13 protein-coding genes are annotated in these 17,438 nt (G+C 47.9%); 1 reads left to right on the top strand and 12 read right to left on the bottom strand.

The window, feature by feature from the left end:
- Positions 1-44 precede the first annotated feature (44 nt).
- Positions 45-1,214: a glycosyltransferase family 4 protein gene (locus NLX82_RS10945; protein ID WP_068940598.1), complete on the top strand. Its 1,170-nt coding sequence runs from the start codon at positions 45-47 to the stop codon at positions 1,212-1,214.
- 57 nt (positions 1,215-1,271) lie between these two features.
- On the opposite strand, the gene NLX82_RS10940 is transcribed toward NLX82_RS10945, so the two are convergent.
- From NLX82_RS10940 to NLX82_RS10885, 12 genes are all read right to left on the bottom strand, one after another.
- Positions 1,272-1,904, bottom strand: coding sequence for a DUF2238 domain-containing protein (locus NLX82_RS10940; protein WP_068940596.1), 633 nt, complete (start codon positions 1,902-1,904; stop codon positions 1,272-1,274).
- A gap of 25 nt (positions 1,905-1,929) precedes the next feature.
- Positions 1,930-2,133, bottom strand: a complete 204-nt coding sequence (locus NLX82_RS10935; RefSeq protein WP_013309792.1) for a YwbE family protein — start codon at positions 2,131-2,133, stop codon at positions 1,930-1,932.
- Positions 2,134-2,198: 65 nt separating this feature from the next.
- Complete coding sequence (locus tag NLX82_RS10930) at positions 2,199-2,939, bottom strand: DUF1361 domain-containing protein (RefSeq protein ID WP_254348023.1); 741 nt, start codon at positions 2,937-2,939, stop codon at positions 2,199-2,201.
- A gap of 186 nt (positions 2,940-3,125) precedes the next feature.
- Positions 3,126-4,877 (bottom strand): hypothetical protein, encoded by a 1,752-nt coding sequence (locus tag NLX82_RS10925; RefSeq protein WP_254348021.1) that lies wholly within the window; start codon positions 4,875-4,877, stop codon positions 3,126-3,128.
- Positions 4,878-4,911: 34 nt separating this feature from the next.
- Positions 4,912-5,871, bottom strand: coding sequence for a sugar phosphate isomerase/epimerase family protein (locus tag NLX82_RS10920; protein WP_034095012.1), 960 nt, complete (start codon positions 5,869-5,871; stop codon positions 4,912-4,914).
- Entirely contained in the window at positions 5,871-6,743 is an 873-nt protein-coding gene (locus tag NLX82_RS10915) for a carbohydrate ABC transporter permease (protein ID WP_028542780.1), read from the bottom strand. Before NLX82_RS10915 ends, NLX82_RS10920 begins: the two co-directional genes overlap by 1 nt.
- 21 nt (positions 6,744-6,764) lie before the next feature.
- Positions 6,765-7,667 (bottom strand): ABC transporter permease, encoded by a 903-nt coding sequence (locus NLX82_RS10910; protein ID WP_025721738.1) that lies wholly within the window; start codon positions 7,665-7,667, stop codon positions 6,765-6,767.
- Positions 7,668-7,697: 30 nt separating this feature from the next.
- The gene (locus NLX82_RS10905; RefSeq protein WP_254348019.1) at positions 7,698-9,305 is read right to left on the bottom strand and encodes an extracellular solute-binding protein; all 1,608 of its coding nucleotides are present in this window, start codon (positions 9,303-9,305) and stop codon (positions 7,698-7,700) included.
- Positions 9,306-9,699: 394 nt separating this feature from the next.
- Positions 9,700-10,905: an MFS transporter gene (locus NLX82_RS10900; RefSeq protein ID WP_068940588.1), complete on the bottom strand. Its 1,206-nt coding sequence runs from the start codon at positions 10,903-10,905 to the stop codon at positions 9,700-9,702.
- A 19-nt stretch (positions 10,906-10,924) separates the two neighbouring features.
- Positions 10,925-11,986: an ROK family protein gene (locus tag NLX82_RS10895; RefSeq protein ID WP_068940586.1), complete on the bottom strand. Its 1,062-nt coding sequence runs from the start codon at positions 11,984-11,986 to the stop codon at positions 10,925-10,927.
- A 187-nt stretch (positions 11,987-12,173) separates the two neighbouring features.
- Positions 12,174-14,480 (bottom strand): helix-turn-helix domain-containing protein, encoded by a 2,307-nt coding sequence (locus NLX82_RS10890; protein ID WP_081326392.1) that lies wholly within the window; start codon positions 14,478-14,480, stop codon positions 12,174-12,176.
- Between the two features lie 298 nt (positions 14,481-14,778).
- The gene (locus NLX82_RS10885; RefSeq protein WP_254348017.1) at positions 14,779-17,331 is read right to left on the bottom strand and encodes a beta-mannosidase; all 2,553 of its coding nucleotides are present in this window, start codon (positions 17,329-17,331) and stop codon (positions 14,779-14,781) included.
- Between the last annotated feature and the right edge of the window lie 107 nt (positions 17,332-17,438).

Raw genomic sequence — 17,438 nt, 5'->3', positions numbered from 1 at the left:
GAACGTCATAGGATAAATGAGAATGGCGGAGGAGGAATGAAGGCATGCTTCGAGTTGCATTATTTACGGACACGTATACGCCTGACGTGAATGGCGCTGCTCTGACCCTGGAACGATGGATTGGCTATCTGGAGACACATGGAGTATCTACGCTCGTCTTCGCACCGGAGGCAGACCATCATCTGCCCTCTGGGCCGGGTGTGGAGCGATTTCGGAGTATTCCCTTTTTATTGTACCGGGAATGCAGACTTGCGATCCCCAACGCGAAACAGATCAACGAGCGTCTGTCAGCCTTTTCCCCGCATTTGATTCATGTCGCTACTCCGTTTAACCTTGGCCTGTATGGAACAAGCTACGCATCCAAACACCATATTCCACTCGTCGCCTCATATCACACCCACTTTGATAAATACCTCGAATATTACAAGCTTCGCTGGCTTGAACCTGCGTTATGGAAATACATGCTCTGGTTTCACAGACATTGCGAAAGGGTGTATGTCCCTTCTCAATCAACCATGGAATTGTTGCGCAATAAAGGAATGGGGCAGCTCGAAATCTGGAGTAGAGGCATTGATACTGACCGATTTCAACCAAAGGTGGACCGTAATGCAGTATGGAGGAAATGGGGCGTTCATGCAGATGCATTTGTTATTTTGTATGTGGGCAGGCTTGCACCGGAAAAGGGGATAGACACGTTACTGGATTCCTATCTCCAGTTACCCGACGACGTCCGCGCAGCCTCTGTGCTGGTCATTGCAGGAGATGGTCCATTGTATAAGGTCAAAACTACAGCGGATATAGGGGTGCCGGAGCATGCAGTCCACTGGCTTGGTTTTGTGAAAGGGCCGGAATTAGCTGAACTCTACGCCGCAGCCGACGTATTTCTCTTCCCTTCCACCACGGAAACCTTCGGCAACGTTGTACTGGAGGCTATGGCGAGCGGTACACCTGTGGTCGGTGCCAATGAAGGCGGGGTAAAAGATAATCTAATCCATGGAAAAACAGGGCTATTGTGTCCTTCTGGGGACGCCGCTGCCTTTGCCAAAGCTGTACACCTGTTGTACGAGGATGCCTCACTTCGCGATTCGATGTCCAGAGCGGGTAGAGCCTACAGCCTGGAGCAGACGTGGGACCGTATTTTTGAACGGCTACTGGACAGCTACATGGACGCAGCAACCCTACACCTCGACAGCCGTCCCATGACGCGAATGTAGCCTTCAAAAACAGCGAAATTCCAGATAGCATGATAAAAGCGAGGTAAATAAATTCTGCTAATACCTTAATTGTTTCAGCAGCTTGTTATGTACCCCACTCAACAAAATCACTGCAGTCAAGGCACCGATGAACGCAAGAAGCATATCCCATTGGGTATCCCATACATCTCCTTGTGTGCCCAAAAAGGCTTCTGCTGCCGTTCCGGTTGTCTTGGCTACAGCAAACTCAATCAGCTCGTACACAGCGCTGATCGCAAGACACACACTAACCGTGAGGAAAGTGAGCCAGCTCCCGCTTCCCAAGGCCGTTTTACGCAACAGCACTTCCCTGACAATGAGTGCAGGTACAAAACCTTGTACAAAATGCCCAAGTCGATCATAATAATTGCGCTCCAGTCCGAACGTATCCCGGATCCAGTTGAACAGTGGCATTTCGGCATAGGTATAATGTCCACCGACAATCAAGATCAATGCGTGCAGCCAGATTAGGGTGTATACCAGATTGGTAAACCGAAATCTACGGTACAAAGCCGTCAGCAGCACAGCTCCCAAAACCGCGGGTAGAACTTCCAGTACCCATGTAAAATAATCCACCGGGCGAATCAAGGACCAAATGAGGGCAAGCGCCAGCAATACAAGTAAAACAAGCGGGTAGCGATCATTTTTAGACCATACCGTTGCCTGGTTCATCTTCATTCCTCCTCAGCCCAAAGCTCTAGCCTTCGTTCGTTACGATATGTTTGACACGCCCAACCTGTCCGTCTGCCAAACGCACTTTGATTCCATGCGGATGACGCGGGGAATTGGTCAAAATATCTTTCACCGTTCCTCGCGTCAGCTTACCGGTAGGCTGATCCTTTTTAAGTACAATATCTACCTGAAGACCAGCGCGGATATCGGATCGATTCTGTCCGTTCATTGTAGCTATTCCTCCTTTGTTTTTACAATTTTTTGATGATATCCAGCCACTCAGCTGCAATCAAATCACCAGCGACGCCATTCGTCCTGGCGGTTGTTCCCCATCCAGACTACGCACATCGTGGATACATAGCTGACGAGCAAAATGACGAATACCATCCCACTAAACTCCACAAAATGAGTACGTTGCAAGGAGTCTGCCCATATGGAAGATACCTGTGCATACAGTTGAGAGGGCGCAGAAACAATATCCCATGTGTTCCCTCGAAAGAAACGGCCAATGTAAATACCCAGGCTGCTCAACAAGAGTACCGCCAGCATAAACAGCCAACTAACAAGCCCACCACGTGCACGCTGTACCAATTGTCGTACGGATTCGAGCGATACAAAACCCATTGTCAGGCCAAGTACGGCTACCAGCAGCATTCCCAGTACATGATTCCAAAAGTACGGATTTCCCCAGAAACGTTGCTCCCCGAGAAATGGATATCTGGCGAATACATGCAGCAAATCTGTGATCAAATAGGGTGTATTGGGATAAAAGAAAAGCCATGCCGCCCCCATAACCCAGAGTAAAAATGTCCTCGTTCCCCGCCTCCACGAGCTGTACATTACATCAAGCAGTAGCGTCAACAGCATAGGAATCCAGGCCAACATCATATTCCACCAAATAAAAAGATAAGGGCGGCCCCCTGAGGGCAGTCGCACGTTAATGATCCACAATGTACTGATTACGGAGCATAAGGCCAGTGCTAAAAAAACATAGAGTTTTAGTGGATAATTTAACGATCTTACACGGGCATACATATGTGTCTTTCCTCCTTGTAACCGTCCTGCCTTCCTGACGTTCCAATTTACACCTGTTCTGGACAGTGTACACCACAATGGCTTCAAGCTCAATGGAAGCGCTCTACCTCTACATAAATGAACATAAAAAAACATCTGTTCTCCGGGAATTGACCTCATCCCCGAAAAATAGATGCTTACTGTGTTTTAGACTTCACTCACAGGTAAAGGCGACATACGAATGTGGATCGTCTGATCAAACGGAGTCATCCAGTTGACCAGCAATGTATGGCAATCCATGGGGAGAGTGGCTCCCCTTACCGAATTAGCCATATGCTCTACGGTTGTTCCCATCAGCTCAAACCACGCATTCCCAGATTCATAGCGCGCCATACCGCCAGTCCAACATTGAACCGTTTCGTTAACCAGCCGGTATTCCCCGCAAGTGAAGCGTCCTTCGCGCCCAAAAATAAATCGAATCTGTGTCATGCAATCTACTGGACCCTCTGAGCGAAAACGAAGCGTCCACATATCGCTCTGACGATCCACATCGACCCGAATTTCATGCTTTTGTTCATGGGTTAATGGCCGTTTGTGATGCGGAAGCAAGTACCACGGACTGACTTCCTCCTGCGAGGTAGGCGGCAGATCTAAGGTCGCTACAGGGCCATAATAACCTTTGGACTGTATGCCCGATAGCGTCCAACCGTGTTCATGAGCTGTCAGCTTCTGCATGGGTACAAAACCAGGCGAGAAATATGATGCAGCCTGAACCGCCAATAATCGTGCATCTCCGTGCCGCAACGATAGGAACGATGAAGCCTCGGTCATCAGCGTGGCACTGGTATCCTCCTGCCGATATCGAACGACTGGCGCGCCAAAGTCCGTATGCAGTCGGCTATGATAAATCTGCTGGTGATGGCCTGCCTCATCCATTCGACTCAGATAGTCAGCCCTTGGGAAGTCTCCGTTCAGTAGTTGGTTATAGGTGACAGGTAATGTAGCTGGCAATACTTCACGAGTTTGCAAACGCGGATCTAGTAAAAAGCGCACAGCCGCATTGATAGGAGCACCGCCTGGATGATCCATGACTTGAATAGCGGCGACAGCCATCGCTTCAAATATAGCGTCCTCATCCTCTGTAGCCAGCATGGCATATGGTAGAAGATAAGAAGATAAGTTCAGGATCACCCCAAAATCCTGTCTCCCTGAATACTCTGTGACCACTTCGCCATCAGGATGGACAAGGTACACCATCATGCGTAAATTACGGCGCACCGACTCTAGTAGCTCCGGCTGTTTTAATAATCGGGCAGCATGAATCAGCATAATATCGCTAACGGCATTATAAATTCCGTTGCTGCGCTCCGTCCATTCGCCATCTGGTGTCCCGTCCAGCCCTTCGGCTAGCCAAGCCTCGGCCCGCACGAGTGCCTCGGGTAGATTAAACAGCTCATGTAGAAATCCCAGCGCAGCACACAATACCCAACGGTGATTTGGCGTATGGCAACCTCCGGTCAGCATGACCGGAATCGTCCGCTCCAGAAACAAGCGGATCGCATCAATCACCCGACGCAGCTCCAGCCAGTCGTCACCAACCAGCAGCTGATAGACCTGGGCGTAGCCTACCACCACGAACGCTGTATCCGGTGGCGAGTGAAAATTGGTCCAGCCCGGTGAAATAGAACCGTCCTCATGCTGCACACGTAGCATGTACTGCACAGCCAGCTCCAGTCGGATGAGTACATCCTCATTCCGATAATATGCAGAATCCGGATTGACGAGCGCTGCCGCCCAGATCGCCATTGCGGCAGGAGTACCGACCGAATGATTAGGCCAGGCGATTCCATTCTCATCATCAGTCACTCCGCCGTAATAACGGCTGTCAGCATCCAGCACCTGATGGTCCATACCTGGTTTTACCCAGGCATCGTTGATCGCTACGATTTTACTATACATTCCTCTCAACCCCTGTAATATGCATAATCGTTTATCATCCTTGCGGCTGAAGCTTCGCTATCTTACTTGTCAGCAACTCATGGCTACGTTCAATATCCTCCGGCTGACAAGCTGCTTTCAGCTCATAAACCTTAATAGGGGCCTGCCGGATAATATTCACGAAACGATCAAAGAACTCCAGATCACCGCTATGAATATAAGGGCACCAGTGATCAGATAATCCAATGGTTTCATGAATATGAACACCGAGAATATAGTCGATCATTTCATTGGCTTCCTTGGCGTTGTCGTACAGTCCCATTCGGTCCATAATCATACCGTGTCCAATGTCATACCACAGATAGACAGGTGCACCCTTCAAACGATCTATAATCGTCTTTGCCTCCTGCAACGTAGGCATCTGATAGCAACGTGAACGCGTTTCAATGCCAATGGCTACATCATATCCCTTGGATGCGATGCGGTCACACACCTCTTCCAGACTATCACGGATGCGTTGTACATAGTGCCCACTCAGTGAATTCCGACGCTCCAGCATTTGGCCCCACAACGTTTGATAAGCAGCAGAATCCCTGCCCTGCTCATTGAAAATATCCTCTAGTTCCTCACTGATATCATATGGAAATGGAACCTCTCCGGGATGCACAACTACCGCTTTTGCACCATAACGATGCGCATATTCCGCAGATTGCACCAACAGCTCTATCGCACGTTGTCGCTTGCTTTCATCGTCAAACCCGAGCAGAACGGAATCCGTGCCGTAATCCGGGTCTGGTGTATGAGGAAATGTATTATGCACACTCGATATGCCGATTTCTCCCCGCTCAATCATAGGCTCAATCGTCGTCAGCATTTCCCGGGTAATGTTATAGTTCAACTCCACCCTGCTAAAGCCCAACTGACGGATTTCCTCTACAAGTTCTCGGCCGACCGTATGCTTTTTAATATTCCAACAGGTGGAAAAGGAATATTCCCCCTTCGCCTTCATTATCATCACCCTTTCACCGCTCCCACCATCACGCCGCTGACAAAATATCTTTGCAGCCACGGATACACTAGCAGAATTGGAACCGTTGCAAAAATGACACTTGCTGCCTTCAACCCTTCGGGCGTAATTCTCGCGCCACTGGCTCCTTCCAGCCTGGTTAGCTCGGATACCATATTATTTTGAATCATTTGATACAGCTTGAGCTGTAACGGGAACAAGTCGGGGTTTTGAATATACATCAGCGTATCCTGAAATCCGTTCCAACGGCCTACACCGTAAAACAGGCTTAATGTCGCCAGCACAGGCAGGGACAGCGGCAGTACAATCCGAAGCAAAGTGCCGAACTGGCTGCTGCCATCGATTTCTGCTGCTTCTCCCAAGCTTTCTGGAATCCCATTAAAAAAGGAAATCAAAATAATCAGATAAAACGGGCTGATCAGCCCTGGTAAAATAAGGGACCACATATTATTCAACAAATGTAAGTCGCGCACCAGAATGTATTCAGGAATGATGCCGCCGCTGAAAAACATCGTTACTACAATAATGAACATAATCGTTTTACGACCTCTTAGGTGTTTCTTTGTTAATGGATATGCTGCGATAATTGTCATTAACATACTCAGCACTGTCGTGATCAGCGTCAGCATAACTGTAAACCCGAGCGAACGGATCATGCTCATATCAGAAAAGACCTTTCCGTATGCCTTCAAATTGAACTCTACTGGGAACAAAGTAACTTCCCCGGATGTAATGGCCCGGTTCGAGCTAAAGGAAATAGACAAAATGTGAATAAACGGGGCCAAGCACAGTAGTACAGCCACAGCCACTAACACGGTGGTTACGATATCAAAGGTGCGGTTTGCAGTACGTTCACTCATCAGATGTCAGCTCCTTTCCCCTTACATAATACTTTCATCTGTCAGTTTCTTGGAGGCATAGTTAGCTCCTAATACGAAGATGAGACCAACCACAGCTTGGAACAGGCCTACCACCGTTGCCAGCGTATATTGCCCGGATTCCATCCCGATGCGATACACGAACGTGCTAAGTACATCGGAATAATCTCGAACCGCCACATTTCCAATTACATAAGGACGATCAAAGCCAATGGTGATCATATTACCCAAATTAATGATAAGCAGCGTAGCAATTGTCGTTTTCATGCCAGGGATCGTAATGTACCAAATTCTTTTCATGCGTCCTGCACCATCTACCTCGGCAGCTTCGAACAATTCCCGGTTAATCCCAGTCAAGGCAGCGAGGTACAAAATCGTTCCCCAGCCTGCACTTTGCCACACCCCTGTCAGCAGGTAGGTGAGTACCCAGTCATTTTTATCTGTCAAAAATGGAATCGCCTGAAACCCGAGCGAAGTAAGCACATTGTTGATCATGCCGGACTGCGTACCAAACACCTGGTACACAATCCCGCCAATAATCACCCACGAAATAAAATGGGGAACGTACAAAATCGTTTGTGACAGCTTTTTAAACCAGACTACTTTCATTTCATAGAGCAAAATCGCCAAGATTAAAGGTGCTGGAAAAGATACCAGCAAATCAAGCAGATTTAGCACGATGGTATTGCGCAGCGTTCGATAAAAATCATCCATACGAAACACTTCTCTAAACGCATCGAACCCGATCCACTCACTCCCTGTAATTCCCTGAAAAAAGTTGAAATCCTTAAACGCGATCTGTACTCCCCACATCGGACCATATTTGAACACAATGAAGTAGGCCAGGGGCAGCACAAGCAACGCGTATAATTGCCAATATCTGCGAAAGTAAACGTTCCCTTTCATGCGCTGTCTCCTCCTTTACTTTCCGCCTTCTTACTTGCCTGTCATGGCCTTATAAGCTTCGGTACGCTCATCCAATATCGCTTGACCACCGCTCACCATATAATCCTTCAACGCCGCTTCGAATGTTGCATCAAACTGCACCGGAGGCACCATCACGGATTTAACGACCATTTCGTCAAACTTATCCAGCAATGAGTTACTGTATTTGGACTCGGCTTTAATCGGATGGTCAAATTTCACTGGTGAAATTGTGTCCGTGTTGGAAATATCCATCGCCTTGCGAACATCCTCCTGGAATTGGGACGGCATGCCCAAAACAAAGGCTTCCTTGTTTTTGTTATCGTCTCCTGCAATCTTGCCATTCGCAATAATGACCACATCACCCTGATTATAGATACGATCCTGCGCTTCTTGTGTCGGTTTCTCCTTGGCAACTGGAATTCCGTCTTTCAAGGTATAGTTCTCGCCTCCCACACCATTTTGCATATCAAGCAACACCTTCTCGGAAGACATCCAGTCGAGATACTTGATCGCCTCAATCGCATGCTCACTGGATTTAGGTACCATAATGTAGAGTCCATTGGATGCAAATTCTGGCTTGGCGTGCTTACCCTCACTGTTGGTATAAGGGTCCATTGGAGTCAGCTTCGCTGCGGACTGGTTAGCCAACAGATTCGGATAGGCGGAGTCGTTATAATAGATGTTGTCGTAATCTTCACTGAAAAAACCGGTATTTCCGCTTTGAATATCCTGAGTCAGCTGTTTTTTGTCCTTATCCAGACCAAAGTCCTTGCTGATCAGATTCTCATTGTAAAGCTTGTTCATAAACTGAACTCCATCCTTGAATCCAGGTAGCAGGATTGGATAGTCACGGGAACCCAGCTCTTGGGTTAGCGTATATTTCTGCTCATCTGTCACTGGCTTAATAAAAGACCACAACAGCGGATCATATTGCCCCGGCTCCATCGTCATCCCCAGCGGAACGACCTTACCGCCGGTCTTGCCGGGGTCTTTTTCCTTGAACGCTTTTAGCGTGTTGTATAGTTCGTCTGTCGTTTTAGGAACAGGCATATTCAGCGTATCGAGCCAATCCTGACGAATAAAAGAGGAATATTTCCCTAAGATGGTACGTTTGCCGGGAATGGCGAACTGCTTGCCCCCCACCTGACCGTAGCTGAGCGTATCTTCACCGAGGAATTTTTTAAGATTTGGGCCGTACTCATTCAGCAGAGGGGTCAAGTCTGTCAGTCCACCCTGCTCCGCATACCGTTCAAAGGTTCCGGAATCATAAGTGAACACGATATCAGGTACATCACCACCGCTAGCCATCAGAACATTCAGCTTGGTAACTTCTTCGGAGCGCTGAACGGGCACGTACGTCAGATCAATATCGTTGGGTTTGCCAAAGTTTTCTTTTGCATAACGAGTTAAATAGCTGTCAGTAATGGTATAGCCCTGAGGTGTATTGCCTCTGTCAAAAATTTCAACCTTCAATGAACCACCCTTGTTTCCGGTAGCGGTCGAAGCCTTGTCCGCCTCACCCGACGAGCATCCACTCAATACAACCGACAGTGCAACCGTAGCTGCAAGCAGCAGACGAAGCTTCTTCAATGTTCCTCCAGCCTTATTCCCACTCATTCCTGAACACCCCTTTGTCTGCTTTTCCCGTTCGTCGCCTCTTCTGATGAGGAGGTTATGACATTTCATGCATCGGCATGAGTCTGTCCCTTTTGGTCCGGGATGTGCCTTAGTATGACATGACCGCAGGAAAACTGACAATAAACTAGTTTCCCAATCATAAACCGGTTGATTGAAAGCGATTACTGAACATGATGAAGCGCTTACTCTTATTAAAAATCACTATTTTCCTGTGAATAAACCATTTTCTTTGTTCGTTTCGTGTGAGCTATAGTTCCATATCACGTGATTCAAAAGTTTTTCGCACGAAAAAAAGAGCATCCTCACCCTCATCAGGGATTCGATGCTCACACTACATTTTGTTAATTTCAATGAAATACTAACGTCACTACTCCTACTGTGAAGTCTCTGAAGGGAGGCTCATGGATAGCTTGCGTACCTTCCCTGTTTTCCCATCCTTACGGCTACGTGATACATAAACCATCATTAATGCCCCCAAGGTTGCGCTGATCAGACACGCCAGGTTCATTAATTGCGGCCCTCCAGCGTGAAGAAGAAAGCCATTTAACAAATTACCTACAATCCCTGCCAGCCCGGCAAATACCATATTGAACACGCTTTGTCCGGTCGCTTGCATATCCTTTTCAGTTACATGTGAAACATACTCGACCGCTGCAATGTAGAAAAAACCAAATGACAATCCGTGCAGCACCTGCACAGCAATCATAACGGTAGGGTCGGGAAAAGCTAATTGAATTCCCCATCGAATCATATAAGCGACTGCCCCTAGCAAAAGAGTTCTCTCTAACCCAATCTTTCGAATCACTCGTGAAGCGAGCAGCATTGAGGGGACATTCGTAATGGACGCAATCAGCAGAGCAACCCCGACCAAACTCGTAAGTCCTCCCGACATCTTAAAGGCCAATACAAAATAGGTGTTGAATGCAGTTAACGTCTGATTTACTAAAAAACTGCCCCCCAAAAATATTAAAAATGTCCTGTTGCATATCAATTGACCAATGCCGTCCGAAAACGATTTGCGCAGCACGAGATCTTCCTCCGTATTTTTCGGCAACGCCAGCGCCGTCAGGGCCGCAAGACTGTTCAGCACCAAAAAAGGTACCCACATCATAGTCACAGATAACAGCGATACAAATAGCCCCCCGGCGTAACCGCCCACCGCATTGCCTATACTCGCCATAAATCGTATACTGCCATAGGTCGTTCCTGCCTTCTTGGCCGCCACAATCGCATAGGAATCCGCAATCGGCGCCTGCGTTGCCGTAAATATTGCCATAGTGGAATACACAAGCGCCATCAGAACAAAACGCTCCGACTGATAACATACGGCCATAATTCCCGGAACCGCTACACTCAAAATGAGCACCAGCCGCATTTGACGATATTGATCCACAATAATTCCCCATATCGGCTGAACCAAAATGGATACCAGCGTACCAATCGCCATCAGAACACCGACACTGCTGCTCGTCAATCCATTCTGAACTAGCAGTAGTGTCAAATATGGATTAAACATGCCCCCTGCCAAGCCAATAAACAAATAGAAGCTTCGTAGCTTCAGCATTTGTGAGCCTACCATCTGGAAACCTCCCTGTTGTTTAGCGTACCGAGCTGCCCAGAATCGTAGCCAATGCTCCGATGGCCCCGGCTTCATTCCCCAGACCAGCAGGTACAATAGTACAAGGAATATCCGTCCATAAGGCTACTCTTTGCCGAATTTCATCCAAATAATACGTGTTACCTTCTGCTACACCGCCACCTACAACGATCATTTCCGGGTTCAGCAGGCTGATCACATTCGTCAAAGCCATCGCCATATGCACTAGTGCAGGCTCCAAAATCATCTGTGCTTCTACATCCCCTTCGGACGCCGCTTGCAATACATGTCTCGCCCCTACCTCGTCCCTGTTTCCTCCTGCTAGACGGATCATGTGTGTACCTGGTATGCCAGAGGCGAGTGCTGATTTTACACTGCGCGTTATCGCTGTACCCGATGTCAAAGATTCGAACACACCGAACTCGTCCGTCCCTTTCTGTTTTGCTGCTTGCCATGCCTGTTCCTCGCCTGCAATCCAGTAAGCCATCTCACCTGCTCCGCCTGCGGCTCCCTTATACATCTCTCCATTTAAAATAAGGCCACAACCGATACCTGTTCCCACCGTTATCATCATCACATGCCGTAATCCCCGAGCTGCCCCTAACCATTGTTCTCCCAAAGCAGCCATATTCACATCATTATCCAGCACTAAGCGACCACTGTATCGGTGTGCAACGATAGATCGTATACTTTCATGCGCATTACCGCCATGCGTACTGTCGCCATGTATACGATCTTGAACACTCCATGGAATTGCCGGGGCGTGGGTAATCGTTCCGCTATCGTTATCCACCACACCAGGGAAACCGATACCTATGCCTTTTAACTGTGCCAGCAACAAGCCTTCCTGCTTTAGACAATGTTCCAGCTCCTCGAATAGACTCTCAAAGAAAAAATGGGCATCGTTCGTATGAACCGTCGGAAATTTATGCCTCACCACTACTTGCTGTTCCGCTGTGCCGATACAGATCAGCGTCTTCGTCCCGCCAACATCAATGCCTGCGGCCCAGCCGGAAGCCTTCGGCTCATCCCTGTGTTGCTTTTGTACATACATGTCCGCCATAGCCATCCTCCGTCATTCCGGTTCGCCATCATGCCTGCCAATACATCGGCTGTTGACGCCCTGTAGGTTCAAGATATGGACATAAGTATCGCATTTGAACACCTGTGCCGCAATAAACTAAATTCCGCCCCATAAACTGACGCGCTTTACTCCCCTTTTTAATGAAAAAAACAAAAAAGGCGAGCGCCTATAGCGCTCCCCCTGTTAATGAATCCTCCGGTTTTAATCTCAGCTTGCGATAATCTCCCGGCGTTACGCCGACTACCCGCTTAAATACCCGCCCAAAGGTAATCGAATTGGCATAACCAACCTGAGTCGCAATATGCTGAACCGTCTCGGTCGTGTTACACAGCATTTGCTGGGCATGATTCATACGGAGCCGGGTCAAAAAATCTACGAATTTCATATCAAATTCTGTTTTAAATAGATGACTAGCATATTTAGGTGACACATCAAAACGTTCACTCAAATGATTTAACGATAAATCCGGATTCGTATAGTGCTCTTCAATATATTGCTTCATCTCGCTAACCATGGCCCGGTAGCTTTTGGTTTCACTGGCGGCAACATAAGTCCGATACACAGTGGTCATGTGCTCCAGCATTAGCGTATGCATCACAGCCAATGAAGAAGCAGACTCGACCTCAGATTTCCATCGTTCTGCTTCCGGCCCGTTAAAATAACGATCCAGTGCCCCCGATACATCCTTCATCTCACGCATTTCTCGTTCCAATAGCTCTTGCAGCCACTGCATTACCGTTAAAATATCTCCATCCTTCAGCTTGTCTGTTTCCATTGCCCCAAATAGTCCTTCCAGCTGTACACGCCAATCGTGGCTCGCCAGCCGAAAAGAACGAATCGTCTCCGAAATCAGCGGCAAATAGGAGTATAATGGAATGTCATCAGCCTGCGGAACCTGTTCACTGGTTACAATATCACGCACTCCAAGCGTTAACCGGTACCGCAGAGCAGAAATGGCGGACCGATAGGAATCCTGAACATGCGCCAACTCATGAATCTGGCCGCCTATCCCAATCGTGAGCTGTACACCCAGATGCCCATGCAGCCACTCACAGCCTGTTTGTGCCATTTCTTGCAGCTTCACACCCAGTAAGCCTTCCCCATCATCTACCTCTTTCCGCAATAAAATGGAAATTCTTTTACGACTCATCCATTCTGCCCAGCCCTGCCATCCATAGGTAGCTGCTAGTTCCTGTACCACACCAAGCAACGACAGGCTTAAACGCTGATCTTCGCCCCCATGATCCTCTAAACGTCTGCTACCGTCTGCTGTCTGTGGCAGATCCAGATCGTGCAACTCTACCACCATGACAGCATAAACCAGAGTAACACCTCTCTTCCCGCCATCCGCAAAAGGAGAAAGATCATTCAGCCGAAGCTCTACCGTTTCGGTGCCTGTACCTTCCATAAGATCAAGGAACAGCTGCCGCCGCCGAATGAGTATATTCGCATGCTCCTGCTGTTCATAATCAATCGTTTGCCGAATCAGACTTTGCAACGCATGATCAATCATCCACAGCTCGTCCTTGTTGTTTTCCTCACCCGGACGGCTGGGCAGTTGTTGAATACGCTGCATCATCAGCTGAATTGGCCTGTAATTTCTGCGGGTCACATAAATAATGTAGATCACCGCTAATATAACAACAGCCAATCCAACTACAATCCAGACGTAAGAGATAACAGACACCCACTCGAACAACTGTCCGGCACGAATACCACTTTCAAAACTCCATCCCAGCCGGGGGGACATCAGATGAGTCAGTTGCTGCCCGTCCTCTGCTTTTACAGCATCTTTTGTACCAGATGCAGCTGGATAAATGGTTTGACCGCTAGCATCATTAATCACCAGATAGGAAACTGTCGGATTCGTCATTTGACCAATCATTTGCTGCAACGGATACACACCGATATTGATTACCAGCAGCCCTTGTCCTCCAAAAGGCAACGGGAGGCGCTTATGCATCGAAATCACACGTTCTGACGTATGTGTTCCCGGCTCCGTCCATTCCCGCACAGGTGACCACTGCCGATCCTCCGACCGAAGAGCCTGCTCAATATACGGATAATCACCGAATGTCGAAGCATCCTGAAGTCCACTTCTCGTTAACACCGTGTGATCCTTCGTTCGATAAATATAAACGGAATGTACCAGTTCATGATTATCCTTAAGCGCGCGTAGGCTTCCAACCAGCCCATACAGCATCGTGCTGCCACTTTGCGCCTGCCCATTCAGAAAAGAACTGTAGCTCTTGTTCGTCTCCGCCTCGCTTAATACGTCCATTTCTACCTTTGTCAGCGACTTCTCCACACTGTCCAGCACAAATCCGGTTGTAATCCGATTCGCCTTTCCAGTTTCATTGCGCGATATTTCGTTTACAATCAGGAAGGATAAAAAAATGAGGATCGACACCGTTAACATAAAAATCGGGAAATAGGAAAAAAGCAATCTCCTGTACCAGCTCTTTCGCATCATGTCCTCCCCCTGCCGCCTAATGCTTTCATGACCCTCTCTATAGGGCTTCGCTCAACACTAAGCATACTCGTGATGTCAGTTTTAATGCGGATTTGATTATACTTTGAACCTATTCTACCAAAATTAGATGCTAAATAGATAGATTTCTTACAAATGATCTGTTATCACTTAAGTCGAAAACCCTCTTTTGTTATGTATATTAACATTATGAAAACGCTCTACATATCATAAAATAAATTTATATTATAAAAAAGCCTATCCATCATCTACTTAAAGACGGATAAGCTTTTACTTCTGTCTAACCTTGTATCCAATTGACCAATGAATGTACTGTCAATGTACCCGGCGCAGCTGCCTCAAATACTGAGGCACCGTTGCGCAAAGCCAAAAATTCCACTGTTTTTGGAATACCAGGAGCCAGATCCAGATGGTTGTCGCTGAAAATACCTTCCTGCTCTGCCGATAGCCACACGTGTCTAGCAAGTACATCCGAACACAGCATGAATCTGCTGCCCCCGCTTCCCTGAATCTCTGTCACTTCAATTTTTGCCTGCGGTAAATCCATCTCTTTTGTGTCTGCAAAATAAATTTCACCAGAGGCCACCTGTTCACCATTCTGCGTCAAACGCGCGACCAGCATATGCTCCGCCCGCTTCAGGCCACTCAGCCATTTGTCGATAGGCAGTATATGTACAATTCCTGCACCGCCTGCTGGTTGCTTTACCTTAACATTCTCTTCATGAATAGCCTGGCTGCTACGGATATGCAAAAGCGTCAGCCGCAGCGTACCTGATATCGGCTCTAGTGTATCGTTGACCAGATGCAGTGCCTTATTCCCCTGTTCTGTATCTGTTGCACTCAACAGCACATCGGCAAAGCTGCGCTTAGCCGTATATTGGAACGCCTTCCAACGACCAAAATAGTCCATACTCGACCAGGAGGCAACGGGCCAGCAGTCATTCATTTGCCAGTATAATGTTCCCATGCAATAGGGCTTGTGACGACGATGCGCCTCTATAGCTGCTTTCATTGCTTCTGCCTGTAAAATTTGGCTCATGGGAAGAAAACTTGTAAAATCCTTTGGCTCTCGCATGTACCGCCCCATATATTCTTTAATCAGACGATTGCCCGCATCGTTCTTCTGATGTGCCAGCATCACCGCAGATTCCAGCTCCAAATCCTTCTCTTCCGCATAAGTACGAACGGACTTGTATTCTGGAAAGGACTGAAAACCATATTCACTCATAAAACGACCCACATGGACATGGTAATTCTCAAACGGCTCAGACGCGTGCCATACACCCCAATAATGAATATCACCTGCAGCTGAAGACCGATGGGCATGCTGGTTCCGATCTCTCGTCAGGTCAATCAGTGGGGAGGAGGGCCAATATGCTGTCTGCGCAGACCAAGTGTGTACCGCCTCCGGTAGAATCCGATGAAAGAGCGTTTCATAATCATCCCACAGGCGCTCCCGTTGCTCAGGTGTGTAGTCCTTTTTCCACCCCCAGCCTCCGTTCTCTTCATAATGCGCCCATGCAGAATCGATCTCATTGTTCCCGCACCATAAGGCAATGCAGGGATGATGACGCAGCCGCTTGATATTGTCCTCGGCTTCCTGTGCCACATTGTCCATAAAATCCTCATCCCCTGGGTACATGCTGCAGGCGAACATAAAATCTTGCCACACGAGCAAACCGTATTCATCACAAAGCTCATAAAATACGTCTTGTTCATAAATACCGCCACCCCACACCCGCAACATATTCATATTCGAGGCTGCTGCACTGGCAATTTCATACCGATATCGTTCCAGCGTAACTTCAGTGACAAAGCTGTCATTCGGAATATGGTTAGCCCCTTTTGCAAACACTGGAATTCCGTTCAGCTCAAAATGAAAGCTCTCTCCTGCTGCATCCCGTTCACGTACAAGACGGATGGAACGCAGTCCCGTTTTTACTGATTTTTCCGCAATTACAGCTCCTTGTTCTTGTTCCACCAATTCGGCCACAAACGTATATAGATGCGGCTCCCCCAGCCCACGGCACCACCACAGCTTCGGCTTCTTCATCTCCAGCTCCAGCTCCACCGTCTGCTTCCCCTTCAGCAGCCGAACTGGCTTGGACCACACCTTCCCGTCAGCGGAAATACGCAACTTGGCATCTCTAATCTCATCTGCATTTTCGATCTCTACCACTGCCATGAGTTTAGCCCCTACCGAATTCACCTCGTCCTGTCGAATAAACAAGTCTCTCACGATCAGACCCGACCACGCTTCGATCCGGACCTCTCTCCAGATACCGCTCGTCACCAGCCTCGGTCCCCAATCCCAACCATAGTGGTAGGGAGCCTTACGTGCGAAAACGCTTACCTTTTTGTCGGACAAACCACCTATCTCGGACTGATCATTGGGTGCAGGGAGTCCATAACCTAAGCTTTCCAGCTTGGGTACATCTTCAGCAATCGGAGAACGAAAACTGATTTCCAGCCGATTTTCCCCTTGCTGAACAAATGCCTTCACATCTTGTCTCCATACCCGAAACATATTATTGGCTGACAAGACAGATTGACCATTCACTTTTACATCCGCGTATGTGTCCAGACCTTCCAACACCAACTCTACACATTGACATTGAAGCTGATCTGCATTTATCTCAAAATGGGCTTCATATACCCAATCCTGCTTATCAATCCACTGTACCTCCATCTCGTTCATACCGATAAACGGATCAGGAATTTTGCCATGTCGTAAAAGATCGGTATGCACACAACCCGGCACTTTCGCGCTGAGCCACTCATCACTTTGTGCTTCCCTAAACCTCCAGCCATCCAACCCTATCACATTAACCATCGTCACAAGCCTCCCTATAAGCATGATTGGGAACATCTGGATTCATCAGTAACATAACAAAAATAACATCAAGCTAACAAATTAGTCAATTGTTTTTTGGAACAAAT

Source organism: Paenibacillus sp. A3M_27_13 (assembly GCF_024213315.1).
In the GTDB taxonomy this organism is placed as follows: Bacteria; Bacillota; Bacilli; order Paenibacillales; family Paenibacillaceae; genus Paenibacillus; species Paenibacillus polymyxa_B.
The sequence above is the reverse complement of the archived record's forward strand: the minus strand, read 5'-3'. Positions and strand labels throughout refer to the sequence as shown.

Bases quoted from the DNA above. Each gene is read 5' to 3' on its own strand.
- NLX82_RS10905 (WP_254348019.1), bottom strand. From the start codon at position 9,305: ATGAGTGGGAATAAGGCTGGAGGAACATTGAAGAAGCTTCGTCTGCTG.
- NLX82_RS10945 (WP_068940598.1), top strand. From the start codon at position 45: ATGCTTCGAGTTGCATTATTTACGGACACGTATACGCCTGACGTGAAT.
- NLX82_RS10935 (WP_013309792.1), bottom strand. From the start codon at position 2,133: ATGAACGGACAGAATCGATCCGATATCCGCGCTGGTCTTCAGGTAGAT.
- NLX82_RS10915 (WP_028542780.1), bottom strand. From the start codon at position 6,743: ATGAGTGAACGTACTGCAAACCGCACCTTTGATATCGTAACCACCGTG.
- NLX82_RS10885 (WP_254348017.1), bottom strand. From the start codon at position 17,331: ATGGTTAATGTGATAGGGTTGGATGGCTGGAGGTTTAGGGAAGCACAA.
- NLX82_RS10925 (WP_254348021.1), bottom strand. From the start codon at position 4,877: ATGTATAGTAAAATCGTAGCGATCAACGATGCCTGGGTAAAACCAGGT.
- NLX82_RS10940 (WP_068940596.1), bottom strand. From the start codon at position 1,904: ATGAACCAGGCAACGGTATGGTCTAAAAATGATCGCTACCCGCTTGTT.
- NLX82_RS10890 (WP_081326392.1), bottom strand. From the start codon at position 14,480: ATGATGCGAAAGAGCTGGTACAGGAGATTGCTTTTTTCCTATTTCCCG.
- NLX82_RS10910 (WP_025721738.1), bottom strand. From the start codon at position 7,667: ATGAAAGGGAACGTTTACTTTCGCAGATATTGGCAATTATACGCGTTG.
- NLX82_RS10920 (WP_034095012.1), bottom strand. From the start codon at position 5,871: ATGATAATGAAGGCGAAGGGGGAATATTCCTTTTCCACCTGTTGGAAT.
- NLX82_RS10930 (WP_254348023.1), bottom strand. From the start codon at position 2,939: ATGTATGCCCGTGTAAGATCGTTAAATTATCCACTAAAACTCTATGTT.
- NLX82_RS10895 (WP_068940586.1), bottom strand. From the start codon at position 11,986: ATGGCGGACATGTATGTACAAAAGCAACACAGGGATGAGCCGAAGGCT.
- NLX82_RS10900 (WP_068940588.1), bottom strand. From the start codon at position 10,905: ATGGTAGGCTCACAAATGCTGAAGCTACGAAGCTTCTATTTGTTTATT.